Annotated in this window: 26 protein-coding genes; 10 read left to right on the top strand and 16 right to left on the bottom strand. The window is 68.1% G+C overall.

Annotated features, from left to right (window positions below):
- Window positions 1–65: 65 nt before the first annotated feature.
- The 4 genes from QH195_RS25315 to QH195_RS25330 form a co-directional block, all read right to left on the bottom strand.
- Window positions 66–968: a thioesterase family protein gene (locus QH195_RS25315; RefSeq protein WP_280421492.1), complete on the bottom strand. Its 903-nt coding sequence runs from the start codon at window positions 966–968 to the stop codon at window positions 66–68.
- A gap of 237 nt (window positions 969–1,205) precedes the next feature.
- On the bottom strand, window positions 1,206–2,075 hold the full coding sequence (locus QH195_RS25320; protein WP_280421491.1) for a sugar phosphate isomerase/epimerase family protein: 870 nt from the start codon (window positions 2,073–2,075) through the stop codon (window positions 1,206–1,208).
- A 12-nt stretch (window positions 2,076–2,087) separates the two neighbouring features.
- Window positions 2,088–3,785 carry a hypothetical protein gene (locus QH195_RS25325; protein WP_280437265.1) on the bottom strand — a complete coding sequence of 566 codons (1,698 nt, stop codon included), beginning with the start codon at window positions 3,783–3,785 and terminating at the stop codon, window positions 2,088–2,090.
- Complete coding sequence (locus tag QH195_RS25330; protein WP_280437266.1) at window positions 3,782–4,810, bottom strand: Ppx/GppA phosphatase family protein; 1,029 nt, start codon at window positions 4,808–4,810, stop codon at window positions 3,782–3,784. Before QH195_RS25330 ends, QH195_RS25325 begins: the two co-directional genes overlap by 4 nt.
- A gap of 95 nt (window positions 4,811–4,905) precedes the next feature.
- On the opposite strand from QH195_RS25330, the gene QH195_RS25335 reads away from it, so the two are divergent.
- Entirely contained in the window at window positions 4,906–5,802 is an 897-nt protein-coding gene (locus QH195_RS25335; protein WP_280421488.1) for a hypothetical protein, read from the top strand.
- Window positions 5,803–6,044: 242 nt separating this feature from the next.
- Window positions 6,045–6,389 carry a hypothetical protein gene (locus tag QH195_RS25340; protein WP_280437267.1) on the top strand — a complete coding sequence of 115 codons (345 nt, stop codon included), beginning with the start codon at window positions 6,045–6,047 and terminating at the stop codon, window positions 6,387–6,389.
- Between the two features lie 37 nt (window positions 6,390–6,426).
- Here the strand turns inward: QH195_RS25340 and QH195_RS25345 are convergent, their stop codons facing one another.
- The 6 genes from QH195_RS25345 to QH195_RS25370 form a co-directional block, all read right to left on the bottom strand.
- On the bottom strand, window positions 6,427–7,116 hold the full coding sequence (locus tag QH195_RS25345) for a response regulator transcription factor (RefSeq protein ID WP_033247009.1): 690 nt from the start codon (window positions 7,114–7,116) through the stop codon (window positions 6,427–6,429).
- Complete coding sequence (locus QH195_RS25350; RefSeq protein ID WP_280424050.1) at window positions 7,113–8,348, bottom strand: sensor histidine kinase; 1,236 nt, start codon at window positions 8,346–8,348, stop codon at window positions 7,113–7,115. The genes QH195_RS25345 and QH195_RS25350 overlap by 4 nt, the downstream gene beginning before the upstream one ends.
- 220 nt (window positions 8,349–8,568) lie before the next feature.
- Window positions 8,569–10,425: a CocE/NonD family hydrolase gene (locus QH195_RS25355; protein ID WP_280437268.1), complete on the bottom strand. Its 1,857-nt coding sequence runs from the start codon at window positions 10,423–10,425 to the stop codon at window positions 8,569–8,571.
- Window positions 10,418–10,681 carry a hypothetical protein gene (locus tag QH195_RS25360; protein ID WP_280437269.1) on the bottom strand — a complete coding sequence of 88 codons (264 nt, stop codon included), beginning with the start codon at window positions 10,679–10,681 and terminating at the stop codon, window positions 10,418–10,420. Before QH195_RS25360 ends, QH195_RS25355 begins: the two co-directional genes overlap by 8 nt.
- Before the next feature lie 487 nt (window positions 10,682–11,168).
- The gene (locus QH195_RS25365) at window positions 11,169–11,906 is read right to left on the bottom strand and encodes a phosphoglyceromutase (RefSeq protein ID WP_280424048.1); all 738 of its coding nucleotides are present in this window, start codon (window positions 11,904–11,906) and stop codon (window positions 11,169–11,171) included.
- Window positions 11,907–11,978: 72 nt separating this feature from the next.
- Window positions 11,979–12,890, bottom strand: coding sequence for an ROK family protein (locus QH195_RS25370; RefSeq protein WP_280424047.1), 912 nt, complete (start codon window positions 12,888–12,890; stop codon window positions 11,979–11,981).
- Window positions 12,891–12,961: 71 nt separating this feature from the next.
- Here QH195_RS25370 and QH195_RS25375 point away from each other — a divergent pair, with 71 nt between their 5' ends.
- The gene (locus QH195_RS25375; RefSeq protein ID WP_280437270.1) at window positions 12,962–13,204 is read left to right on the top strand and encodes a hypothetical protein; all 243 of its coding nucleotides are present in this window, start codon (window positions 12,962–12,964) and stop codon (window positions 13,202–13,204) included.
- A 19-nt stretch (window positions 13,205–13,223) separates the two neighbouring features.
- Here the strand turns inward: QH195_RS25375 and QH195_RS25380 are convergent, their stop codons facing one another.
- The 3 genes from QH195_RS25380 to QH195_RS25390 all read right to left on the bottom strand — a co-directional run bounded on the left by QH195_RS25380 (window position 13,224) and on the right by QH195_RS25390 (window position 16,280).
- Window positions 13,224–13,721: a YbjN domain-containing protein gene (locus QH195_RS25380; protein WP_195058511.1), complete on the bottom strand. Its 498-nt coding sequence runs from the start codon at window positions 13,719–13,721 to the stop codon at window positions 13,224–13,226.
- On the bottom strand, window positions 13,718–15,058 hold the full coding sequence (mshA, locus tag QH195_RS25385; protein WP_280437271.1) for a D-inositol-3-phosphate glycosyltransferase: 1,341 nt from the start codon (window positions 15,056–15,058) through the stop codon (window positions 13,718–13,720). Before mshA ends, QH195_RS25380 begins: the two co-directional genes overlap by 4 nt.
- Before the next feature lie 394 nt (window positions 15,059–15,452).
- Entirely contained in the window at window positions 15,453–16,280 is an 828-nt protein-coding gene (locus QH195_RS25390) for an alpha/beta fold hydrolase (protein WP_280437272.1), read from the bottom strand.
- Between the two features lie 22 nt (window positions 16,281–16,302).
- Here QH195_RS25390 and QH195_RS25395 point away from each other — a divergent pair, with 22 nt between their 5' ends.
- Complete coding sequence (locus QH195_RS25395) at window positions 16,303–17,037, top strand: SDR family NAD(P)-dependent oxidoreductase (RefSeq protein ID WP_280437273.1); 735 nt, start codon at window positions 16,303–16,305, stop codon at window positions 17,035–17,037.
- Window positions 17,038–17,040: 3 nt separating this feature from the next.
- On the opposite strand, the gene QH195_RS25400 is transcribed toward QH195_RS25395, so the two are convergent.
- The gene (locus QH195_RS25400; protein ID WP_280437283.1) at window positions 17,041–18,081 is read right to left on the bottom strand and encodes a UDP-N-acetylmuramate dehydrogenase; all 1,041 of its coding nucleotides are present in this window, start codon (window positions 18,079–18,081) and stop codon (window positions 17,041–17,043) included.
- Window positions 18,082–18,171: 90 nt separating this feature from the next.
- On the opposite strand from QH195_RS25400, the gene QH195_RS25405 reads away from it, so the two are divergent.
- From QH195_RS25405 to QH195_RS25420, 4 genes are all read left to right on the top strand, one after another.
- Entirely contained in the window at window positions 18,172–18,660 is a 489-nt protein-coding gene (locus QH195_RS25405; RefSeq protein ID WP_280424042.1) for a DUF2505 domain-containing protein, read from the top strand.
- 59 nt (window positions 18,661–18,719) lie between these two features.
- Complete coding sequence (locus QH195_RS25410) at window positions 18,720–19,235, top strand: DUF2505 domain-containing protein (protein ID WP_280424041.1); 516 nt, start codon at window positions 18,720–18,722, stop codon at window positions 19,233–19,235.
- Entirely contained in the window at window positions 19,232–20,002 is a 771-nt protein-coding gene (locus QH195_RS25415) for a class I SAM-dependent methyltransferase (protein WP_280437284.1), read from the top strand. Before QH195_RS25410 ends, QH195_RS25415 begins: the two co-directional genes overlap by 4 nt.
- Before the next feature lie 130 nt (window positions 20,003–20,132).
- A complete protein-coding gene (locus tag QH195_RS25420) occupies window positions 20,133–20,858 on the top strand; it encodes an LmeA family phospholipid-binding protein (RefSeq protein WP_280437274.1) in 726 nt (241 codons plus the stop codon).
- 604 nt (window positions 20,859–21,462) lie between these two features.
- On the opposite strand, the gene deoC is transcribed toward QH195_RS25420, so the two are convergent.
- Window positions 21,463–22,131, bottom strand: coding sequence for a deoxyribose-phosphate aldolase (gene deoC / locus QH195_RS25425; protein WP_280437275.1), 669 nt, complete (start codon window positions 22,129–22,131; stop codon window positions 21,463–21,465).
- A 98-nt stretch (window positions 22,132–22,229) separates the two neighbouring features.
- Here deoC and QH195_RS25430 point away from each other — a divergent pair, with 98 nt between their 5' ends.
- Complete coding sequence (locus QH195_RS25430) at window positions 22,230–22,763, top strand: GNAT family N-acetyltransferase (protein ID WP_280437276.1); 534 nt, start codon at window positions 22,230–22,232, stop codon at window positions 22,761–22,763.
- A 199-nt stretch (window positions 22,764–22,962) separates the two neighbouring features.
- Window positions 22,963–23,847: a formyltetrahydrofolate deformylase gene (purU, locus tag QH195_RS25435; RefSeq protein ID WP_280437277.1), complete on the top strand. Its 885-nt coding sequence runs from the start codon at window positions 22,963–22,965 to the stop codon at window positions 23,845–23,847.
- 27 nt (window positions 23,848–23,874) lie between these two features.
- Here the strand turns inward: purU and QH195_RS25440 are convergent, their stop codons facing one another.
- On the bottom strand, window positions 23,875–24,918 hold the full coding sequence (locus QH195_RS25440) for an alpha/beta fold hydrolase (RefSeq protein ID WP_280437278.1): 1,044 nt from the start codon (window positions 24,916–24,918) through the stop codon (window positions 23,875–23,877).
- Between the last annotated feature and the right edge of the window lie 215 nt (window positions 24,919–25,133).

A 25,133-nucleotide genomic window follows, 5' to 3' on the forward strand; every position in this document is an offset into this window, starting at 1 on the left:
CCCCGTGCGACGGGCGGATCGCCCCGCACGCGGGAAGGTACGCACCGGAGCGGCCTCGAGTCCGGTTACCGCTTCGGGGAGGGCAGCAGCGCCAGCTGGCGGCTCTGCGCGACCAGCGCGCCGGTGGAGTCGACCACTATCTGGTCGGAGTCGAACATACCCCCGCCCACCTCGTGGGTGGTGGCAATGATCCGCAACCAACCCGGCGCCGGGCGCCGCCGCAGATAGGTCGTCATCTGCACGGTCGGTGACCAGCCGAAATAGCCCAGATTGGTGGGTACCGGCGGGCACATATCGGCGGCCATCATCGCGATATAGGTCGCGGTCTCCGGATCGGCCTGGTCCTGTGGCCGCGGCCGTAGCCACATCCGCAACCGGGGTTCGCCGTGCTCGTTGTCGATGAACCGCGCCCATTCCCGGTCGAGGAACGCGTCCATACCGCGGGCGACATGCACGATCCGGCCCATCGAGGACCCCGGTTCATAACCGATCGCGTCCGCGCTCGGTTCGACCGGCAGATCGGTATGAGTGGGGCTGTACAGCGGTGTCCGGTCCGGGCCGTCGAGATGACCGAACGTGAACGCGGTACGAACCAGCGGCCGCCCCCGCTGGTTCAGCGTCACATCCACCAGACAGATCTGCCGGCCCACCTTCCGGATGGACACCTCGTATAGCACTTCTCCGGGCTCCGGCGCACCGAGAAAATCGGTACTACCCGACAGCGGCGCCATGGCCGCCCGATCCGGTTCCACGGTCCGCAACCACCGGGTCGCGGCCGCGGCCGAACCCGCGACCATCGTGCCGCCGTGCACCTTCGGGCCGATCGTCCAGATCTCGTCGACGACGCCGCGGTAGCGGCCGGCACCCGGCTCGTCGGCGGCGAGTTCGGTCAGAGCACAGACCCGGCTGAACGGCGCCTCCGTGTGCACCAGGTCGATATCGGTGCCGGGCTCCGTTTCCGTCGTCATCAATACTCCTGTGTTCATCGCGGCGCTGCGGCGCCGCCGGGTCGAGGCCCTGGGCTCGACTCGTCGAGGGTCTCGCTGGACTCGGCGCCGCGGTGGTGCTGTTCCTGAGGGAACAGCCTACGGGTGATTTCGACGGAACCTTCGAGAGGCGTATGCCTTCGTGTCCGGGAGCGGGCGACCCGACACCTCCCGACCGGGGCGGGTTCTGCGGGCACCCGACAGATGTCGGAGCGCAGTTCAACGCAGCTTTTCGCGGGCGAATTCCAGGGTGCGGGTCAGCTTGGCCGCGCGGGCCGCAGTGGTGCGAGCTTCCTGGGTGTTGATCTCGGCAACGACGTGTCCGGTGAAACCGTTGCCGACCAGTGCGGCACAGACCTCTGCGCAGGGCTGTGTGCCCTCGCCGGGGATCAGATGTTCGTCGTGCGCGGCCCCGCGGCCGTCGGCCAGATGCAGGTGCACCAGGCCTTCGCCCATGCGGTCGACCAGCAGCAGCGGGTCGGTGCCCGCGGTCGCGGTATGCGAGAGATCCAGCGTGTAGTGCTGGAAGCCGGTATCGGTGGGGTCGTAACTGGGACTGAACGCGGTCAGTGCCAGACCGGGACCACCGCGGCGTTCGAGGCGCCGGATATCGCCGGACCGGCGGCCGAACAACTTGTCGGCCCGCATCGGGAACATGTTCTCCACCGCGACGGCCACCGAGCTCTGCTGCTCGAGGTCGGCCACCTGTTCGGCGAATCCTTCGGCATAGCGCCGCTGCCACCGGAACGGTGGATGTACGACCACGGTGTCGGCGCCGAGCGCTTCGGCGGTACGCACACTGCGAGCGAGTTTGGCCACCGGGTCGGCGCCCCAAACCCGCTGCGAGATGAGCAGGCAGGGCGCGTGCACCGCAAGTACCGGTACGGAGTATTTACGTGAATAGCCGCGCACGGTGTCGATGCTCTGACTGGCCGGTTCGGCCCACACCATCAATTCGATACCGTCATAGCCCAATTCGGCCGCATACCGGAAGGCGGCCTCGGTGTTCTGCGGATAGACAGAGGCAGTCGACAGACCGACCTTTATCCCCCCGTCCCGCAGCGGGGCCGCGGGAGTATTGCCTGCCATCGTCGCCCTCGCTCAGCCGGTACTGAGTAGAAATGCCAACGGCCCCAATGTCACGAACACACCGACGACCACGGCGATCACGGTACTGAAGATATCGTCGGTGCGGCGCAGGATCCGCACCAGGGCCACGAGACCGAGGATCACCACGACGGCCAGCGCGAGCGCCGCCAGCGGCTGCATTTCCCACAGCATTTCGAAGCCTTTGAACAGCAGCATGCCGGCCAGTGCCGCGCCCACGCTCTGCACGCCCAACATGACCCATTGTTTCCGGGGATCCGCCGCTTCCGCGCTGTCACGTTCCCGGCCACCGGTGGCCAACCGTGAGCGTGCGGCGGCGAGTTTGCCGCTCGCCCCACCGAACCTTGTGCTCGCCGCGCTGAGTTTCGTGCTCGCCGCACCGAATCTGCCGCTACGCGAGATCCGGTTCCGCCCCGCACGGGGCTCGTCGTCGGTCTCGTCCTCGGGGATCGCGTAGAAATCGGAATCCGGCTCGAAATCGCCGGTGTCGGTGCCGTGGTCACGAGGCATCGGTCCGGGTGCCGGCGGCATCGGCCCGTGCACATCCGTGGCATACATATCGGTATTGCGGAAACCGTCGCCGGCCGGAAAATCCGGAGGTGGCGGGCCGGGAGCGGGAAAGCCCGGATCGATCGGGGCTGCCGGGGCACCGGGATGGTCGTTGCGCCTTCCACGGCGTGGGCGCCGGTCTGCCTTCTCCAGCGGCGGAACAGCGAGATCCAGTGGGCCCGAAGCGGCCCCCTTGCTCTGCTCCGCCAGCGACCACACCACGGTCGCGTGGTCCGCGTTCGCCGGCTCGTCGGGTCGCCGCGGAGGTTCCGGCCACGGGGCGGGTTCGGGCAATGGGCGGGAACCGCGACGACGGCGTTCGAGCTTGGGCCGCGGATCGTCAGCGGATGCGGGCGACGGCCATGCCTCGGTGGCGGGTGCCGGCGGACCCAGGCGCGGGGGCCCGCTCTCCGGTCCCGGCCAGGGCGGTCCGATATCGGGATGGCCGAACTCCGGTGACGCGGCCGGTGCGGGCGCGGGGAACGAGCCGAAACCGCCGGGGGCCGATGGAAGTCCGTATCCTGCCGGGGCTTCCGGTGCAGGGGCCGCCGAATCCTCCGCCACCGACGCGGCCTCGGCAGCTTCCGCCGCTCGCCTGCGGGCGGCCCGGCCGCCACTGGGCAGCGGTGGACCGGTCTCCCGAGGTTGATTCGGCGCGGCCGGATCAACGCCCGGGTACGCATCGGCCGACAGCTCGTCGTCGTCCGGTTCGGCGCGCCGGCGCCGGCCACCGCGCCGTGGTGCCGCTTCGGCCGGGTACGGGTCCGGCTCACCCAACCGCGCGGGCCGGCCGTCCGGCGGGGCGCCATCCTGCTGCGGGGCCAGCGGGTTGTACACCGTGATCGGCCCGGACATCGGCGACTGGCTCGGCTCGCCGCCCGAAACCTGTTCGCCCGCATAGTCGTGCGGCAAGTACCCGGTGCCGCCGGGCGGATACTCCCCGGGCGAACCGGCCGGCTCCTCGTCCTCGTCGGCGGCCGCGTGCGCGGTACCGCCGTCGACGACCGGAAGATCGCCGGTCAGCTCGGAGACCGAAAGCCCGCGGCCTCCGCGCCGTCTGCGTCCGCCACCGCCGGAGGCCGGCTGCTGACCGTTGCGGGCCAGGAGTTCGGCGACCGACAGCTGATTGGAGTTCCTGCTCATGAAGGCACCGTTTCGACCGGGCCCGCCGACGTACTGCCACCGGGCGCCCAACCGTTACCGGCCGCCGCGTTCGGAGCGTTCGTTGTCAGTGGTCCACCATCCATATCGGTATCCAGTTTGCGCAGAATCAGCCCTTCGCGCAGCGCCCATGGACAAATTTCCAGCGTATCGAGGGAAAGCGCACGCATTGCGGCCTCGGCGACGAGGGCACCGGCCACCAATTGCTGCGAACGATCGGCGCTGACCCCTTCCAGTTCCGCGCGGTCGGACGCGGTCATCCGGGAGATGAAAGCGATCAGTTGCCGCAGCCCCGAACTGGTCAGCGTCCGCCGGACCCGCGGCCCCGCACCCGAGGGTGCGGCACCGGTGAGCCGGGCCAGCGACCGGAAGGTTTTGGAAGTGCCCACCGCCAGATCGGGTTTACCGGGCACCAGCAATTGTTTGGCGGGATCTACCAGTTCGGCCGCCAGCCAATCCCGCAGGATGCCGACCCGCCGTTTGCTCGGCGGGTCCTCGGGCAGCCATTTGCGGGTCAACCGGCCGGCTCCCAGTTGCAGCGACAGCGCCACATCGGGTTCCTCGTCCACACCGCTGCTCACCTCGAGCGAACCGCCCCCGATATCGAGATTGAGAATCCGCCCGGCGCTCCAGCCGTACCAGCGGCGGACCGCGAGGAAGGTCAGCCGCGCCTCGTCCGCCCCGGCCAGCACCCGCAGATCCACGCCGGTCTCCGCGCGGACCCGCGCCAGCACCTCGTCGGAATTGGTTGCCTCGCGTACCGCCGAGGTGGCGAACGCCATCAGTTCCGCGCAGCCGGAGGTGATCGCCAGATTGGCCAGGTCGGCCACCGTATCGACGAGTTTCTGCGCCCCCTCGGCGGTGATCCGCCCGGCGTCGTCCATGCTCTCCGAGAGCCGCAACGACTCCTTCGTCGAGCTCATCGGCATGGGATGACCACCCCTGTGCGCGTCCACCACCAGTAGGTGAACGGTGTTGCTGCCGACATCGAGGACACCTAGACGCACACGAACACGGTACTTGGTCTACCTGAACAGCAATCGACCTGGTCGTGGTGTTAGCGTTAGGGGTTGTGACGTCTGGCGCAGCCACGAACGACTCGATGCCCACCCCATCCGGGCATACTCCGACCGATCTTCCGATGCCGAAGATGCGGCCGAGCCGGGAAGTGCCGCTCGACTTCCCCCGGGAATGGCTGGAGTTCGTGGATCCGGCCGACGACGAACACCTGATCGCCGCCGACCTGACCTGGTTACTCTCCCATTGGACCTGCGTTTTCGGCACTCCCGCCTGCCAGGGCATCCTCGCCGAACAACCCGATGCCGGCTGCTGCACGCACGGCGCGTTCCTCTCCGACGACGACGATCGCAAACGTCTGCGCAAAGCGGTGAAGATGCTGACCGCCGACGATTGGCAGCTGATGGATCAGGCCCGCAACGACAAGGGCAAGATCAGTCGCAAGTCGTACTTGGAAACCGACGAACTCGACGGCGAACCGGCCGAACGGACCCGGCGCCACAACGATGCCTGTATCTTCCTCAACCGGCCGGATTTCCCGGGCGGCGGCGGGTGCGCCCTGCACATCATGGCCGTACGCCGGGGCGTGGAGCCGCATACCGTCAAACCCGACGTCTGCTGGCAGCTGCCGATCCGCCGGACCCAGGAATGGGTGACCCGGCCGGACGGCGTCGAGATCCTGCGGACCGTGCTCACCGAATACGACCGGCGAGGCTGGGGGCCGGGTGGGATAGACCTCGACTGGTACTGCTCCGGTTCCCCCGACGCACATATCGGGGAAAGGCCCGTCTGGCAGGCCTACCGGGCCGAACTCATCGAGCTGCTCGGCGAACCCGCCTACCGGGAACTGGAGCGGCAGCTGCGCCGCCGCGAGGGCACCCCGATCATCGCGGAGCACCCCGCGACCACCCAGGCCCGCCGCAAGGCCCGGGCGCGTCACAACGGTTTCCAGCCCGAGCCCGATAAAATTCGGGAACTCTAGCTGCGATAACCCCCACCACCGGAGGCCGCGCCATGAAAGTCGGGCGATTCGCTGCACTCCACACCAGGTACGTTCGCCCCGATCGAAAGTCCGCCGGCGGACATCGGCCGTTCACCGCCGCGGATAACGTCATGAAACACCTGCCCGGCCGCCGCCCGCCGGGCGAAGAACGATCCCTACCACAGGGTCGCGCAGCGCGGCGTCCTGCGACGCTATGCCCGGCCGGCCGGGGGATACCGACCGTGCGGACCGCTGCGGTATGCCACATCGTGTTCACTGCCGCCGTCATCGCGGCCGGTGTCACCGTGGCCGCGGCCGGCGCGTACGCGCAACCGGCCGCGGACCCCCATCAGTTCTCCGACCACACCGCCGAATTCGTCCCGCTCGGCGCGCCGAACGCGCTGGCTGCCCGCGATACGGGAAAACAGCTGGTACTCAGCCCGCACGGAACTCGGCGCAGTATCGTCTGCCGCGGTAACGGCACCACCGTTCCGCTTTACGACTGCAGCCAGGAAGACGGTCTGGGCTGGTCGCCGCTGCACCGGACCGACACCCCAGTGGGGGAGGTCTGGATCTACTTCCCCTGACTACCGCTCATACGCCGCCGCCCGCGCGGTGGCTCGCTCAGGCTTCGAGCTTGTATCCCAGACCGCGTACGGTCACCAGGTGTTCGGGCCGGGCCGGATCGGCTTCGATCTTCGACCGCAGCCGTTTGACGTGCACATCGAGGGTTTTGGTATCGCCGACATAGTCCGCACCCCATACCCGGTCGATCAGCTGGCCGCGGGTGAGGACCCGGCCGGAGTTGCGGAGCAGGTATTCGAGCAGATCGAATTCCTTCAGCGGCAGGGTGACCGGGTTGCCGTTCACCAGCACCGTGTGCCGGTCCACGTCCATCCGCACCGGCCCGGCCTCCAGCACCCCGTTCTCGCTGCCGGCGTCCAGCTCGTCGCCGGCGCCGCGGCGCAGCACCGCCCGGATCCGGGCGATCAGTTCCCGCGCCGAATACGGTTTGGTGACGTAGTCGTCGGCACCGAGTTCCAGCCCGACCACCTTGTCGATCTCGCTGTCGCGCGCGGTGACCATGATCACCGGAACTCCGCTGCGGGTGCGCAGTTGTTTGCAGACATCGGTACCGCTCATCCCGGGCAGCATCAGATCCAGCAGGACGATATCGGCGCCGGAGCGGTCGAACTCGGCGAGCGCCGAGGGGCCGTCGCCGACCACCGTGACCTCGAAACCTTCCTTGCGCAGCAAGAAGGCGAGCGGATCGGCCAGCGATTCCTCGTCCTCGACGATCAACACACTCGTCATCTGCGTGCCTCCACACCATTCGATCGGCCCGGGCCGGACGGCCGCGGGCTGGGTTCTCTCTTCGTCAACGCGGGCAGACCGGCGGCGCCGTTACCGTCGGACTCCTGGTGCGCGGGTATGCGCAGGGTGAATGTCGAGCCGGTGCCGAGCTTGCTCCACAGGGTTATCTCACCGTTGTGGTTGGCGGCCACATGTTTCACGATAGCCAGGCCGAGACCGGTACCTCCGGTCGCGCGGGAGCGCGCTTTATCGGAACGGAAGAAGCGTTCGAATACGCGTTCCTGGTCGTCCTTGGCTATACCGATCCCCCGGTCGGTGACGGCCATCGCCACATAGTTACCGCGAATCGACCGGCTGACCGAAACATGCGATCCCCGCGGCGAGTAGGCGATGGCGTTCTCCACCAGGTTCGACAGTGCGGTGATGAGCAGGGTTTCGTCACCGCGCACTTCGAGCCCGCTGGGCCGGTCGGTACTGACCGTGATTCCCGCGGCTTCGGCCGCCGTGCGGGAGCGATCCACGGCCTGGCTGACCACCGTATCGACATCCACGACCTCGAGTTCGGGCAGTTTCTCCGCCCCCTGCAGTCGCGACAGCGCGATCAACTCGGTGACCATCTTCCCGAGGCGACTGGATTCGGCCAGGACACGCTCCCCGAAATGCCGGACCGCGTCGGGGTCGTCGGCCGATTCCAGCAGCGCCTCGGCGAGCAGGCTCATCGCACCGACCGGGGTCTTCAGCTCATGGCTCACATTGGCGACGAAATCGCGGCGGGTGGCCTCCATCCGGGCCTGTTCGGAATCGTCGTCGGCGAACAGGACGGTGAAACTGGTTTCCTCCGGGGAGAGCGGGCGGGCCAGACCGCGCACCGCGATGCGGCCCCGGCCCGGCGTGGGCTTCTCGGCGGTGAGATCGAATTCGGCCGACTCGGCCGTGGCCAGTACCTTCTCCACCGCCTCCCACGCGCGTTCGTCGAGCAACCGGTTGCGTACCAGGCCGAGCTCCTCGGCGCGGGGATTGACGAGCACGACATCGCGGTACTCGTCCACCACCGCGATACCGCTTTCCGAGGCAAGCACGATCAGGTCCAGAACCTGGGACATGGTGAGACCGGAGTCGGCCTGGCGGCGCTGCGCCGTCCGGGCGTTCACATACGGAATCACCAGCCCACCGACGGCCAGTCCGACGACAGCCGCCAGGACTGCCAGCAGTACGGCCTGGGGAACGCTCACACCAAGAATCGTACGGTCGACGACGCGTAAACAAACCCGGGGTCGGTGAAGTTTCGTGCAGGTCACGGGCGATTACGGCGGTGTTCGCCGGGCGTTTACGCATTGTTGGGCGAGGGGCGGGTTTCGAATCGGTCCGGGCGTGTTCCCGCTGCCGGACAACGACGAACCCCGTTGCGTCTGGGACACAACGGGGTTCGCGTAGTTCAGCTTCGGCGGGCGATCACCGACCCGGGTTTCCGCGCACCGGCACGTTCACGAAACTCGGCCGGTTCGGGTCGAGCTGCACATGCTGTGGTTTGAACCCGGTGTCGAGAAGCATCGGCAGCGGCGGCACCCCCTTCGGGGGATTACCGGCGTAGACATCCACCCGGAGCCGATGCCCCGGCTCCAGCCGCGCCTCGATCGCGGGCACCGCGATATCGAGTGTGGTGATCTCACCCGGCACGGTGAGCCGCCGGTTTTCGATCGTGACGAACGGCCGCGGATCGGTGTAGTCGCCGTTGGCCGACCGGCTGCTGCGGGATTCGTCGATCTCCCGGAGGGAGGCCATCAACTGCCCCGAGGACAGCACTCGTGACTGCCCGTCCGGCGCCACATCGTTGACCGTCACCGACCAGTAGCCGTCGGCCGCATCGTGCACGGTCTCCAGACGCACGGCGATCGGACCCGAGATATCGACGGGCTCGGCGACCGGAGCGCTGGTGAAGGTCAGCCCGTTCGATTCCTGGATCCGGGAATCCGCGCCGCAGGCGTTGACGATCGCCACAACACCCGCGGTGGCCTGGCCGGCGTCGTTCGAACACAGACCGGTGAGCCCAGGGGCGACGGTCAGCCGTGCGGAACTGTCGGCAACGGTGGTCAGTGACCCGTCGTGCACACTGTGGCCGCCGGTCCCGCTCGGCGCCGCGGACAGGTACATCCGCCGGTACTCGGCCTGCTGATCGGCCGGTGCGCTCTCCCCGAAGCCGTCCCGGGTGACCCAGGCCCCGCCCTGCTGCCGCAGGGTCACCGGCCCGTACCGATCGATCCCGTTGTCGATACCTTTCAGCCACTTGTCGAACCAGGCACGCTGCAGCACGTCCAACCGCGGCGGCAGTCCGGGCCGACCGGATTCACTACCCGAATTGATGTGATAGGTATCGCCCATGAGCAGCTGCTTCTGCCCGGGCACCAGCGGCATCTCGTTGTAGATCTGCGATTCGGAGTAGGTGAACAGATCGTGCCAGCCGCCGGTCACGAAGGTCGGCACCTCGATTTTCGCCGGGTCCCCCAGCCAGGCCTGCCGGTCGGGGCTGTCGCCGCGGATCATCTCCTGCAACCGCGGATCCAGATCCTCCACCCGCGGTGTGGTGTAGGCGTTGAGGAAAACGTCGAGGTAGGTGAAGGGCGAGGACAGCCGGTCGTGTAACCACCTCGGGTCGAAGGTGCCGTTGACCATCGATTCCACATTCGGCATCCACTTGGTCGCGTTGATCAGCGTCATCCACAGCGGAATGAAGTTGAACCCGAACCCACCGCCGGGCATCAGCACGTCCTGGGCGAGATCACTGCCCGGCACCACCGGGAACAGCGCCTTCAGCGCGGGCGGGTGCTTTTCGGCGGCCTGTAGCTGGTTGATGCCCGAATAGGACATGCCGGTCATCCCGACCTGACCGTCGGACCAGGGCTGGCGCGATGCCCAATCGATCACCTCGACGGTATCGGCCTGCTCGCGCTGCCGCAGCATATCCCATACGCCCTGGGAGAACCCCGTACCCCGGACGTCCACCACGACCTGCACATAGCCGCTGCGCACGAGTTGCCGGTCCACGGCGAAGTTCCGCAGCGCACCGCCACCGAGCGCCTTGGTGAGATCGGTGAGCCCGGACAGCTGGGTCCCGGTCATATCGATATCGCGGGCCAGCTGGGTCACGGCATCGGACAGTCCCGGCACGGAACCCATGTGGTCGATGAGGTTGGTCGCCAGCTTCGTGTAGGGCGTCATGTTCACGAGGACCGGTGTGCGGGTGTCGACCGGCCGCGACGCGGTGTCGGCGGGCCGGTACACATTCGCCTTCAATACTGTGCCGTCACTCATCGTGATCGGTACGTCCCAGGTGATGTGGATATTCGGGTACTGCTGCGGCCCGTCGTGGGTGGCCGCCCACTGCGCTCCCGCCGCTCCCCCATCCGGGCCCGCAACCACCGGCGCGGCCGCGGCGCCCCCCCCCCCCCCCCGCCCCCCCCCCACCCGGGCCCGCAACCCCGGGCGCGGCCGCGGCGCCGCCGCCCAGCAGCGGCACCAGCAGAGCGGCGGCGGCCATTGCCACTGTGGCGCGTAACACGAACTTCATAGGTCGTGATCCATCTCTCGATCTGGTCGAATGATCGAGAGCATACACAGCGTTACCGGCGGGTAACGAGACTTTCTGGGACAGATTTCGCCCAAAGCCGGTTCAGGGCATGCAATTCGGTATCCGGACACAAAAACAATCGCGCCACGCCGGGAAACCTCACAAATTCAGCAAGGCCCACGGCCATAGACGCTGCACGACCGACGAGCCACGACACAGCACCCGGCACCCTCACATGCCGCAACTCACCTTCCTCCAACACCCAGCAACCACGGGCGGGGCCCGCCCGGTTCTGGAGCGACGGAGCGGGGGAGCGAAGCGGAGGAGCGGAGGAGTGAAGAACCGGGTTAATAGGGCCCCGACCTCGAGGCGCGGAGCGCCTCCAAAATTACAGCCCGCCCCTTCCCGGACCGTCTACCCCGAAAGCAGCGAACACCAAAACAAAACGCCGCAACCCATTACAGGCTGCGGCGCTTTTCGCGAGTTCTCAGCGACCACCCTGGCTCGCGACCGCAGCCGCGCCGGCGGCAGCGGCCTCCGGGTCCAGGTATTCCCGCGGACGCACCGGGCGCATATCCTCGTCGAGTTCATAGCGCAGCGGAATCCCGGTCGGGATATTCAAGCCGGCGATATCGTCGTCGGAGATCCGGTCCAGATGCTTCACCAGCGCGCGCAGCGAATTACCGTGTGCGGCCACCAATACAGTCTTACCGGTCCGCAGTTCCTGCGAAATCGTCGATTCCCAGTACGGAACCATCCGGTTCACCACATCGAGCAGGCATTCCGTGCGCGGAACCTCGATATCGGCGTACCGCGGATCACCCGCCTGGCTGTATTCGTCGCCGAGGTCGATCGGCGGCGGCGGGGTGTCATAGCTACGCCGCCACAGCATGAATTGATCCTCGCCGTATTCGTCGCGGATCTGCGCCTTGTTCTTACCCTGCAGCGCACCGTAGTGCCGCTCGTTGAGCCGCCAATCCCGGACCACCGGTATCCAGTGCCGGTCGGCGGCGTCGAGCGCGAAATTCGCGGTCGAGATCGCCCGCCGCAGCAGCGACGTGTAGGCGATATCCGGCAGGATGCCGTGCTCGGCCAGCAGCTCCCCGGCGCGTTTACCCTCGGCGATGCCCTTGTCGGTGAGGTGCACGTCCACCCAGCCGGTGAACAGGTTCAGGGCATTCCATTCGCTCTCGCCGTGGCGCAGCAAAACGAGGGTATAGGTCATGCGGGTAATCCTGCCATGGTGTGTGTACGAGGTCGCCTTCGGCATCGGAGCCCGGACAGCGCGGTGAACTGATCAGAGCTGCTGGGTATCGAACGGGTTCGTCTCGGAATGAGCGAGGACCCCGGCGCCGACCAAGGTGGCTCCTTCGTCGAGCCGGGACAGTTCGACCCGGAGCCCGCGCACGAAGTTCAGCCGCGCATGTCGCTCGACCGCCGCGCGCAACGGTCGCCAGAGCGGTTCTCCGGAGTGCGCGAAACCGCCACCGACCACCACCGTGTCGATATCCAGCAGCCCGGCCGCGGAGCTGATCGCCTGGCCGAGCGCCGTCCCGGCACGCTCGAGCGCAGCCAGGGCGATCCGGTCGCCACGGCGGGCCGACTGCGCCAGCTCGGCACCGGTCTCGCCGGTCCACCCGCGTTCGCGCGCCCAGCGCGCCGAAGACATCCCGCTCGCCACGGCTTCCACACAACCCACACCGCCGCAGGCACAGGGGACCGCCCACCCCGGCACGACGATATGCCCGATATGCCCCGCGTTTCCGGTGCGGCCCAGCGATACCCGCCCGTCGACGAGGATTCCGCCGCCGATCCCGGACGAGACGGTCATCGCCAACGCATTGCCGACTCCGCGTAGCGCGCCCGAATCCCGTTCCGCCAGAGCCAGGCACGCGCCGTCGATCGCCAAACGCACGGTCGCGCCCGGGAAAACCGCACCGACCGCGGCGACTATCCCGAAGCCGGAACGCCACTCCGGGATATTGAGCGGTCCGGTGACTCCGGCTGGAACATCCACCGGCCCCGCCGATCCGATTCCCACCGCCGTCACCGTGTCACCGGCGGCAACCGCCAGCAGCAGATCGCGACACGCTTCCCACACACCGGAGGCCGGCACCGGCGCCCGGCGGATCGCGTGAACGCGCCCGGTATCCCCCACCAGCCCCGCGGCGAATTTCGTCGCCCCGATATCGAGCGCCAGAATCGCCACTCTGCCTCCCAACCAGCCCTCCGCGGCGTCGGCCGTTCCGCGCCGTCGGCAACGCGCGAGATCTCCGCCGATTGTCACCCATAGCCGCCGGCGGTCTACGACCCGCCTATCTCGCGGCCGGCCTGTCCGTGCGCGGGATCGACCAGGTACTCGCTTGTGCCGGTGGCGGCGGCGAGGATGTCGAACCGTGCATGGAACCCACCTTGCGTGCCGAACTCACATCGCTGGACGGAGAACTCGACGATCGCCGTCATCGGCGTAACGAACTACGCGACTTCATCGAGCGCGTGGCGCCGCCGAACCTCGCACCGTGACTCCCGGCGGCGACCCTCTTCAGGAGTTTCCGTCCACCAGATGCTCGAACGCGCGCAAATTCTTCAGCGATTCGCCGCGGGAGACCCGCCACTTCCATTCCCGGCGAATGGATTCGGCGAAACCGAGTTCGAGCAGCGTGTTGAAGTCACCGTCCACCGCTTCCAGGATCTGACCGAAGATACGGTCCAGTTCCTCGGCCGTCACCGAATGGGTGGCGGCGCGGCCGACGAGGTAGATATCGCCCACCTTGTCCAGCGTGTAAGCGACGCCGTAGAGCCGCCGGTTACGGCGCAGCAGGAATTTGTACACGCCTTCGAAATTCTCGTCCGGTTTACGGCAGACGAACGACTCGAACCGCACTCCGTGCCCGCCCACGGTGAGCATCACATTGGTTTTCAGTTTGCGCTCGCCGGGCAGCACCGCGACGAACACATCCTCCGCGGGGCGGGTGTATTCGATCTCCCTGTCGCGCAATGTTTCCTCGACGATCCGCGCGGTCTCCGGCACCTCGCTCATCGGAGCACTCCCGTCCGGCGCCGCCACAGCGCCCGCGATCTGGCCTGGTTCTCGCCGAGGATAGTGGGAGCACGGCCGGAGCCGGACAGCGCGGCGGTATAGCTGGCGAGCAGTTTCTCCGCGGTATGTGCCCAGGAGAAGTCCGCGGCGTGCGCCACCGCGCGCCGCCCCATCAGCTCCAGCCGGGCCGGATCGTCCAGCAGGTATTCGAGGGCACCCGCCCAATCGGGTATGCGATGCCCCGCCACCAGCAGCCCGCTGTGCTCGTGCCGGACCGCGGTGCCCAGTCCCCCGACCGCGGCCGCGAGCACCGGGGTTCCGCTGGCCTGCGCCTCCAGCGCGACCAGCCCGAACGATTCGTTGTAGCTCGGCACCGCCACCAGACTCGCGGCCCGATACACCAGTACGAGCCGGTCGGCGGGCTGCGGCGGCAGAAAAGTCACCTGGTCGCTGATACCGAGCCGGTCCGCGAGTTCGATGAGTGCGTCCGGGCGTTCCAGTCCTGTGCCCGAGGGGCCGCCGACGATGAGCGCCCGCAGTTTGCGACCCGGCCGCCGCCGGATCGCCTCGGCAACCGCCCGGACCAGTACATCCGGCGCCTTCAACGGCTGGATCCGGCCGACGAACGCGACGATCTCTTCCTCGGCGGCCAGGCCGAGTTCAGCGCGCGCGGCCGCCTGGTCGCCGGGGCGGTAGCGGGTCAGGTCCGCGCCGGGGGGCACGATATCGATACGTTCAGGTACCGCGCCGTACAGATCGACCAGCTGCCGGGCCTCCCGCGCGGTGTTGGCGGTCAGGCGATCGGCCTCGGCGATCACCTGCTTCTCACCGATCTCCCGGGTCACCGGTTCGGGCGAATCGCCGTCGGCCAGCGCGGCGTTCTTGACCGCGGCCAAAGTGTGCGCGGTATGCACCAGGGGCACCCGCCAGCGATCCCGTGCCAGCCAGCCGACCTGCCCGGACAACCAGTAGTGCGAATGCACCAGGTCGTAATAGCCGGGTACCTGTCTGGCCTCTTGGCGTAGCACCTCCGCGGTGAACGGGCACAGCTGCGTCGGCAGGTCGTGCTTGTCCAAGCCCTCGAACGGTCCCGCCACGACATTGCGTACCAGTACGCCGGGCGCGGCTTCCTGCACCGGCGGCAGGTCGGAGGAGGTCGCCCGAGTGAAGATCTCCACCTCGGTTCCCCGCTGGGCCAGCTGTTCGGCGGTCTGCAGTACGTAGACATTCATGCCACCGGCGTCGCCGGTACCCGGCTGGGCCAGTGGTGAGGTGTGCACCGTCAGTACGGCGATACGGTTCGGCCGTCGGTCCGGGCGTTCACTCACGATGTCCATATTGCACGGTGCAACACAGCGACCCGACGGCTCCTTCCCCCGGCGTGAAAGTCATCACAGATCCCTGATTCCGCGCCGTATCCGCGTGCCCCGTGCGTGCGCTGGGTCGCCCACCGCGGATACCTGCACAGATCCCCGAGGCCCCTCGGCACCCCGGTCGGGTCCGCGGTCAGGAGGGGATCGGACCGGCCGCCCCCACGAGTCACCCGCAGCGGTGGGTCGCGCTGCAGACGTACTTCGGCACCGGGCTCGGTGAGCTCGGCCGGTCGGCAATATCGGTTCACCAGACGGACAACCCAGGCAATCGCGGGCGCCTGTTTCACGGTGGTCGGCACGAAAAAACCGACACCGACCGCCACCGCACGGGCGGCACAGCCCGCGACCCGGCGGTGGATCAGATACGGCACTCCCGGACGAACTCCCGGACTTCGGTCGCGAACCGGTCCGGGTCCTCGATGAAAAGCCCGTGCTGAGCGCCCTCCCAGATCGACGCCCGGCCCCGCGGCGCGGTTTCGGCGATATAGCGGCCGTCCACGACCGGTACCACCGGATCGGCCGAACCGTGCAGGACCAGCACCGGGATTTCCAGTCCGCGCAGGGTCTCGGTGTTGTCCACCGAGCGATAGAACAGGGCCTTCCGCACGAACGGCGGGGTCGACAGGCTCGCACCGTACAACCGTTGCGCGTCCGTGCCCTTGTCCGCGCCGGGCCCGGTGTTGGCGTTGCCGAATGCGGAGAAACCGCGCATCGCCCGCCCCGGGCTCTCCTCGAACACACTCGGGATGGCCTGCTGCATAGCCTCGCCGACCTCGGCGCCCGGCACACCCCGGCCGATATTGGCCATGGCTCCGGTGAAGACCACCCCCGCGACCGCGCCGCTGCCGTACTCGGCGAGATAATCGCTGACCACGATCCCGCCGTAGGACCACCCCAGCAGCACCGCGCCCGAGTCGATCGCTTCCGCCGCCAGCACCGCCGCGATATCGCCGGCCCAGTTCTTCGGCTCGTCGTAACCCGAATCCGGCGCCCCCGAGTATCCGTGCCCGCGCAGGTCCACCGCGATCACCCGGAAATCGGCGGCGAACTCGTCGAACACCCGCCCCCAGCAGCGCAGATCCGCCGACCAGCCGTGCACGAGCACCAGCGGCGGCGCGTCCGCGGGCCCGCCGGTCCGATAGACGATGCCGGTCCCGTCGATACTGCGTGCTTCCTTGATGGCCATCAGCGCATCATAGGATCGGGCCATGAGCACACGCACCGCTGTTGTCACCGGCGCCAGCTCGGGTATCGGCGAAGCCACCGCCCGGGAACTCGCGAAACAGGGCTATCACGTGTACGTGGGCGCCCGCCGGGTCGACCGGCTGCGGCAGCTGGCCACGGAGATCGGCGGTACCGCGCTGGAGCTCGACGTCACCTCCGACGAATCGGTCGCGGCCTTCACCGAAGCCGTCGACAGCGCGAACGTACTGGTCAACAATGCCGGTGGCGCGAAAGGGCTGGCCACGGTCGCCGAGGCCGATCTCGACGACTGGCGCTGGATGTGGGAAACCAATGTGCTGGGCACCCTCCGGATGACCAAGGCCCTGCTCCCCAAGCTCATCGCCTCCGGAGACGGCCTGATCGTCACCATCACCTCGGTCGCCGCGTTCCACGCCTACGACAACGGCTCCGGCTACACCTCGGCCAAACACGCCCAGGCCGTCCTGCACCGCACCCTGCGCGGTGAGCTGCTCGGGCAACCGGTTCGCCTCACCGAGATCGCGCCCGGCGCGGTCGAAACGGAGTTCTCCGTGGTCCGGTTCGACGGTGATACCGAGCGCGCCGCGAAGGTGTACGAAGGTATCGACCCGCTCGTCGCCCAGGACATCGCCGAAATCGTCGCGTTCGCCGCGAGCCGGCCACCGCACGTGAATCTCGATCAGATCATCGTCAAACCGCGCGACCAGGCCGACCCGGGCCGTTTCGCCCGGCGTAGCTGACGGTCAGATCTCCACGCCGACCGTTACCGGCTCGGGTGTCAGTACGATGCCGAACCGGTCGGCCACACCATCGCGCACCGTACGCGCGAGCGCGACCAGATCGGCGGCGGTGGCCGCGCCTCGATTGGTGAGGGCCAGAGTGTGCTTGGTCGACAGCCGGGCGGCGGCGTCCGGGCCTGGGAAGCCCTTGGCGAAACCGGCGCGTTCGATCAGCCATCCGGCGGAGAATTTCACCCCGTTGCCGGCGGGAAACTCGGGGACGTGCACCTCACCGAGCCGTTCGCGGATCGCGGCGCGCACCCGGTCCACCCGGTCGTGGGCGACCACGGGATTGGTGAAGAAGGAGCCGGCGCTCCAGGTGTCGTGGTCGGCGGGATCGAGCACCATCCCCTTCCCGGCCCGCAGGCCGAGAACCGTCTCGCGGACAGCGGCCGCCGCACGGCTCTCGCCTTCCGCGGCGCCCAGCCGCTGCGCGAGTTCCCGGTAGCGCAGCGGAGCACTCGCACCGGTGGGGTCGAGCGCGAACTCCACCGCCAGCACCACCGCGTCGGAGCGGTGTTTGAGCCGGCTCGTCCGGTATCCGAACCCGAGTTCGCCGGGTTCGGCCCAGTAGGTTTCGCCGCTCACCCGGTCCAGCAGCCGGACCCGGCGCAGCAGATCGGCAACCTCCACGCCGTACGCGCCGACATTCTGTACGGGAGTGGCCCCGGCCGATCCGGGAATGCCCGACAGGCACTCCAGCCCGCCGAACCCGGCGCGCACGGTTTTCGCGACCACCGCGTCCCAGTTCGCACCCGCTTCCGCAGTCACCGATTCGGCACCGAGTTCGACACCCTCGGTCGCGATCCGGACCACCACCCCGGGCACCTCGTCGTCGGCGACGAGGAGATTCGATCCGCCGGCGAGCAGCAGCACCGGAACCCCGGCCGCGTCCAGCGCACGGACGGTCGCCACCAGGGCATCGGTGCCGGTGCATTCGGCGACCGTGGCGCGGCCCCCGACCCGCAGCGTCGTCAGCTCCGCCAGCGGCACCGCGGAGCGCACCAGCGCACCCGTTCCACCCAGCAGCTGCCGCAGTTCGTCCGCGGGGACAACCCGAGAAGTTCGCACGACCAGACGGTAGCGTGTTCGGTCATGGCTACAGCGCTGGCGTATACGGCTCGCTACTCGCACCCGGTCGCCGCGGTGCGCGAAGCGTTCCGCACCGAGAAGTACTGGCAGGACCGTATCGCCGCGGTGGGCGGCCCCAGCGCCCGGTTCGTCTCCCTGGATGTGGACGGAGAACAGGTCCGTATCGAGGTCGTGCAGTCCATTCCGGCCGATCTGCTGCCGCCCGCCATCACTGCCGTACACCCTGGTGATCTGATCATTCCGCGCACCGAGCTGTGGTCCGGCACAACCGGGAGTTTCGAGGCCCGGGTCGAGGGTGCGCCCGCGGAGGTGCGCGGCACCATCACCGCCACCGACGAACCCACCGGTGCCGTCGCCGAGATCTCCGGCTCGATCGAGGTGAAGGTTCCGCTGTTCGGTCGCAAGATCGAGGAGGCGATCGGGGAACGTCTCACCGAGCTACTGGCCGAGGAGACCGAGTTCACCAACGGCTGGATCGCCGAACAGGGGTAGCACGGCGACTGCCCGGCCTCCGGCCCGACCGGACGCAACCGGGCGGTAACCTACCGCGCATGGCTCGCCGACTGGACTATTCCGCCCGCTACCCGCTGCACACCACAAAAGAGGTGTACGCGGCGCTGACGAACCGGGATTACTGGGAAGCCCGGATGGTCGAAATGCGGAAGTACTCGCCCAACGAGGTCATCTCCATCGAAGCGAGCGAGGACGGGATCGACGTGGTGCTGCACCACATCCTGCCCCGCGAGATGCTGCCCGAGATCGCGCAGTCGGTGATGCGCAAAGATATGGTGATCACCCGCAAGGAGAGCTACGGCCCGTTCGGCCCGGAGGTCGAGGGCAAGTACTCCGCCTCCATCCCGGCCGGCCCCGGCAGCCTCACCGGGACCATGCGCCTTTTCCCCACCGAGACCGGCTGCACCATGCGCATCTCCTCGGATGCGAAGGTTTTCATCCCGATGGTGGGGCCGCGGCTGGAACAGCTCATGCTGGTGAATCTGGTCGACCTGTTCCGCGCCGAGGCCGAAGTGACCCAGAAGTGGCTGGACGAACAAAAAACCGGCAACTGAGCTCCCCCCTCGGCACGGTCACCCGGGGCACCACCGGAACGAACCGGCTCCGCCGCAGTGACCGCCGGCTCGTGCACGATCCACAGATCACCGAAGTACTGCATCGCGCCGCCGACCCACTCGTGGTGGACCTGGGTTACGGCGCACAACCGTGGACCACGCTGGAACTGGCCGCGCGTCTGCGTACGGTCCGTCCGGACGTCCGGGTGGTGGGTCTCGAGATCGACCCGGCTCGCGTAGTACCCGCCCGCGACGGCGTGCGATTCGCGCGCGGGGGTTTCGAATTGGCGGGCCTGCGACCGAACCTCGTGCGTGCTTTCAATGTGCTGCGCCAGTATCCGGAATCGGCGGTCGCCGGGGCGTGGGCGACGATCCTGTCGGGCCTGGCGCCGGGCGGGCTGCTGGTCGAGGGGACCTGCGACGAACTCGGCCGGCGCTGCGCCTGGGTGGTCCTCGACGGGGCCGGTCCGCGCAGCCTCACGCTGGCCTGGGATCCGCTGACCGTCGAACGCCCCTCCGACCTCGCCGAACGACTGCCCAAAGCGCTGATCCACCGCAATATTCCCGGCGAACGTATCCACGCGCTGCTGTCGGCGGCCGATCTGGCCTGGGCTCACACCGCACCGCTGGCGGTATTCGGCCCGCGGATCCGCTGGCGCGCCACCGCCGACCGGCTGCGCGGGCAGGGCTGGCCGGTCCACGACCCCCGCCGGCGCATGCGTGACAATATCCTGACCGTCCCCTGGGCCACCGTCGCGCCTTCCTGACATGCGGGCAACGTCGTGTGTTCCATCTCACAATCCAGCCCGGCCGACCGCCGCTGACGTCGTCACGTTCACCATCTGCCCACACCCGGGCCTCATAGCCGGCACAGAATAATGCGGAACAATCGCGTGCATGCCCACCAAGACCCTGTCGGTACCGAAGGTCAGTCGCCGGACCGCGGTCATCGCCGTGATCACCGCCGTCGTGCTGGTGGCCGCCGCGCTGATCGGCGGTGAAGCCTATGCGCGGCACCGGATCGCGAGCTGTATCAGCAGCCAGTTCGAGAAGGAGATGGGCTCGCAGATCAATGTCGGCTTCGGCGCCAAACCACTACTCGTCACCTGGGTGGACGGGAAGGTTTCGCGGATGGACGTCGACAGCGAAGGAGCCGAATTCGGTCCCGCGGTCGATATGCAGGTGCACGCGCAGTTCCACGATATCCAGATGCCGGAGGGCAGTAACAGCGGTAGCACGATCGGCAGCTCGAACGCCGACGTCAGCTGGAGCAACGAGGGAATGACCCAGACGCTGAAGGGTCTCGTCAGCGAGGTGCGATCGGATCCGGCCGCCGGGAACCTCACCATGGCGGTGCTGGGCGGGCTGGGCGAACTCCAGATCACACCGCAGATCGTGGACGGGAAAGTGCAACTGGAGGTCGCCCAGGCGCAGTTCCTGGGTATCGGGGTGCCGGAGGATCTGGCCGAGGGAGTGGTGAACCTGATGACCGAGAGCATGCAGGTCTACCCGCTGGGCCTGCAGCCCACGGAGTTGCGGGTCACCGATAACGGGGTCGAGATCGACCTGCAGGGTGGGCGGGCCGAGTTGCCGCCACCGCCTGAGGGGAGTACTTCCTGCTGAGGTGGGTTTTCGGCGCCGGCAAGCGGGCTTTGCCGACTCCTGTTGTCGGGCAGACGATGCGTGATCGACGGGTCTAGGTGTGATGTCATCCCGTAGCCGCTGGCCTTCACTCCGGTATGCCTTGGGCGACGCCTCCTGCAGGGCGAGGTGGGGCCCTCTGCCGGCTTCCTGGACTTCACGCCAGTGGGTACACGGCGGCGCCTTCTGGCAGCGTCAGGTGGGAGCACTGATGACCCTGGCCTCGAGATTGACCATTCGTGAAGGGGCAGGCTGTAATTTCGGAGGCGCTCCGGCTTCGCGGTGCGGGGACCGGAAAGCTGTAGGCCCGGCCATCGGGGTGGGCCGTCCGGGAAGGGGGCGGGCTGTAATTTTGGAGCCGCTCCGCGGCTCGAGGGTGGGGCCCTCGTAACCCCTGGTCTTCACTCCTCCGCTCCTCCGCTGCGCTCCCCCGCTCCGTCGCTCCAGACCAGGGGCGGGCCCCACCCAGGGGGGTGAACCATTCTTGGGGGTCTGAGACGGGGTGATGGGCGTTGGGCGTTGGGCGGCGACGGGGATGTCGTGATTCGTGGCTGCGGCGGGGGTGACTATTTCGGCGATGCCGGTTTCATTCGGGAAAGGCGTCGAGTACCGACCGGCTGCGGGAGAGGCCCAGTCGGGTGGCGCCGGCGGCGATCAGTTCGGCGGCTGCTTCTGCGGTGCGGATTCCGCCGCTGGCCTTGATGCCGAGCCGGCCATCGACGGTCTCGGCCATCAACCGCACCGCATGCGCATCGGCACCCCCGGCGGGATGGAATCCGGTGGACGTTTTCACGAAATCGGCGCCCGCCTGTTCGGCCGCCCGGCACACCTCGATGATCGCCTCGTCGGTGAGCGCAGCCGATTCGATGATCACCTTCAGCACCGCCCGCTGGTCGATCGCCTCCCGGACCACGATGATATCGGCGAGCACCGCGGCGTAATCGCCCGCGACCGCCGCGCCGATATCGATGACCATATCGACCTCCGCCGCCCCCTGATCCACCGCGAGCCGCGCCTCGGCGCCCTTCACCAGCGAATGGTGTTTCCCGGACGGAAACCCCGCGACGGTGGCCACCACCACGCCCGGCGCCCGCACCGGCAGCATGGCCGGCGAAACGCATACCGCGTACACGCCGAGCTCCCGGGCCTCGGCCACCAGGGCGGTAACATCCGCGCTGGTCGCTTCCGGGGCGAGCAGCGTGTGGTCGATCATTGCGGCCACCTCGGACCGGGTCAGCGATACGGAATCGGCCATGGGACGAGAGTCTGGCACACCCGGTACGAATTCCGTTGCGGGCCTCCGGTTCGTCGGGAACACTCGTATCGCAATCGGGCACACAAGAGAGGACGACGTTGCTGATCCGTCGCGAACGTGGCGTCGACACCGCCGCCGTGGCCGCCGTGCACCGCAGCGCGTTCGCTGCCCACTACGCCACATCCGGTGAAGGTGACGCGCAGGATCCTCCCGAAGTCGCGCTCATGGAGGAGTTGCGCAGCGATCCCGGCTGGATTCCGACACTGTCCCTCGTCGCGGTGGCCGGCGATACGGTGGTCGGCCATGTCTGTGTCACCCGGGCCACGGTGGGACCGTTCCCGGTGCTCGCGCTGGGCCCGATCGGCGTGCTCGCCGACCGGCACCACAGCGGTATCGGTTCCGCGCTCATGCATGCCGTGGTCGGCGCCGCCGACGCCCTCGACGAACCCCTCATCGGCCTGCTCGGCAGTCTCGACTATTACCCGCGCTTCGGCTTCCAACCGGCCGAACGCCTGGGTATCGCCCCCGACAAGCCCGACTGGGCCGGTCATTTCCAGGTGCGTCCGCTGACCGCCTACGATTCCCAGATCATCGGCGAATTCCGTTACGCCGATCCCTTCTACGCCCTCTGAGGGCCACCGGCTCGACAAGGCCGACCCGCCGGTCCGAGCAATGCACCGCCGCGGCCGGTTCGGGCGCAGCGACCAGGGGCGCTGCCGCCGCGCGCCCAGCGGTCGTTCCGAGTCCAGTGAAGCCCTGCTCCAGTGAAGCCCTGCACAGTTCCGGCCCGTGTGCCGAGGAAGCGTCGCACCGCACAGCTAGGCTCACCTCATGGTTTCTGCCGTCTCCGACGATCGCCGATACGTGCTGACCCTGGGCTGCCGTGACCGCCCGGGCATCATCGCCGCCATCACCTCGTTCATCGCCGAGTTCGGGGGTTCCATCCTGGAGGCGGGCTATCACTCCGATCTGGAGACCGGCTGGTTCTTCACCCGGCAGTCCATCAAGGCCTCGACCGTGCCGTTCGGGGTCGAGGAACTGCGGGAACGGTTCCGGCAGATCGCCGACGACCTCGGCCCGGACACCGAATGGCGGGTGCACGATTCGGGGGTCCGCCGGCGGGCGGTGGTACTGGTCAGCAAAGAAGGCCACTGCCTGCACGATCTGCTCGGGCGAGCGGCTTCGGGAGAACTGCCCGCCACGATCGAGGCGGTGATCGGCAACCATCTGGATCTGGCCGCCATGACCGAGGCGCACGGGATCCCGTTCCACCACGTGCCCTTCCCCAAGGATCCGGCCGAACGCGGACCGGCTTTCGAGCAGGTCCGGGGGCTGGTGGACAAACACGACCCCGACGCGGTGGTACTCGCCCGGTTCATGCAGGTGCTACCGGAGCGATTGTGTGAGCACTGGGCCGGCCGGGCCGTCAATATCCACCACAGCTTCCTGCCGTCTTTCGTCGGCGCCCGCCCCTACCATCAGGCTTTCGTCCGGGGCGTCAAACTCATCGGCGCCACCTGTCACTATGTGACGGCGGAACTGGACGCGGGACCGATCATCGAACAGGACGTCATCCGCGTCGATCACGCCGACGGGGTCGGCGATATGGTCCGCCAGGGGCGCGATATCGAACGCGTGGTGCTGGCACGGGGCCTGCGCTGGCATCTGGAGAGCCGGGTGCTGGTGCACGGGAAGCGCACCGTCGTGTTCTCCTGAACGGAACCTGCCGTTCGGTGCGCGCGGTCAGCCCACGGCTTCGGCCGGTGCGCGCACCGAGGCGAGCACCTCGCCGAGGATTTCGTTGAAGCGATCGATCGCTTCCACATTGCCCAGATGCCCGGTGGGTAGCAGTACGAACCGGGCGAGATTACCCGATTCCCGCAGCCATTCGGCGATCTGCTCGGCATGGACGGCGGGCGTCATATCGTCGGCGGTGCCCGCGACCACGGTGGTCGGCACCATCAGTTGACGGGCGGCATCGCCCAGATCCATCTCCGCCAGCAACCGGCCGAATTCCGACCGCACCCGCGAGCGGCAGGATCGGACGATATTCATTCCGAAGTCGATGGTTTCCGGGTCGGCGGCCAGGCTCATGATCTGCCGCGCGAACACCCAGCGGACCGGAGCGACCGGCGGGAAGACGATGCGGGCGCTCAGGCCACCCCGCCCGAGCCACATCGGCAGCGGGACCTTCCGGTTCAGCAGCGGCAGTGGGCGGTTGAAGAAGGGAACGACCGTGGTCTCGTCGACCAGCGAATGTGGCCCGGTATTGGCCAGCAGCACCGCCGCGGCCTGATCCAGTACTCGCTGCGGATATTTACCGGCCCATGCCTGCACTGTCATCGCGCCGAGACTGTGCCCGACCACTACCGCCCGCTGACCCGGCCGCAACACGGCGTCGAGGACCGCGCAGAGATCGTCGGCGAGCAGGTGGCAATCCAGCTGATCGGGTCGGCCGAATTCGCTCTCCCCGTGCCCGCGCAGATCGAAGGCGATCACCCGGTACTCCCCGGCGAAGGCGTTGATCTGCGGGTTCCAGTATTCGAGACAGCAGGTCCAGCCGTGGATCAACACCACCGGCTGCGCATTTTCCGGACCGTAGGCGTGCGCGCGCAGCCGGGCTCCGTCCGCGGCCCGCACATCGATGACCTGGTGCTCCGTACTCGGCGGGTTGAGCAAGGGGTTGCGGTAGCCGCCGCGGCTGCGCAGGCCGGCCCGGTGCAGCTCGAACAACCCATCGATCTGATGGGTGATGGCGCCCCAGAGCTCCGACATCATCGCACGCATCGACACTCCTTTGTGTTACTACCTGACACAGTAACGCTCGGGAGCAAACCTCGCCAGCCGGACACGGCAACCCGGGCCGCGCGTCGCAAGCGCGCCGAACAGCGGGCCGGACCAGGTCCGGCCCCCGGTTGGGCGCGCGTGCGCCGCGCGGCCCCGGGTGGCGGGTGCGGGGGGCGAGGGTTTGTCCCCGGCGGTACTGTGTGAGGGTTTTACAC

The sequence above is a fragment of the Nocardia carnea genome (assembly GCF_029868855.1).
Classification (GTDB): Bacteria; Actinomycetota; Actinomycetes; order Mycobacteriales; family Mycobacteriaceae; genus Nocardia; species Nocardia carnea_A.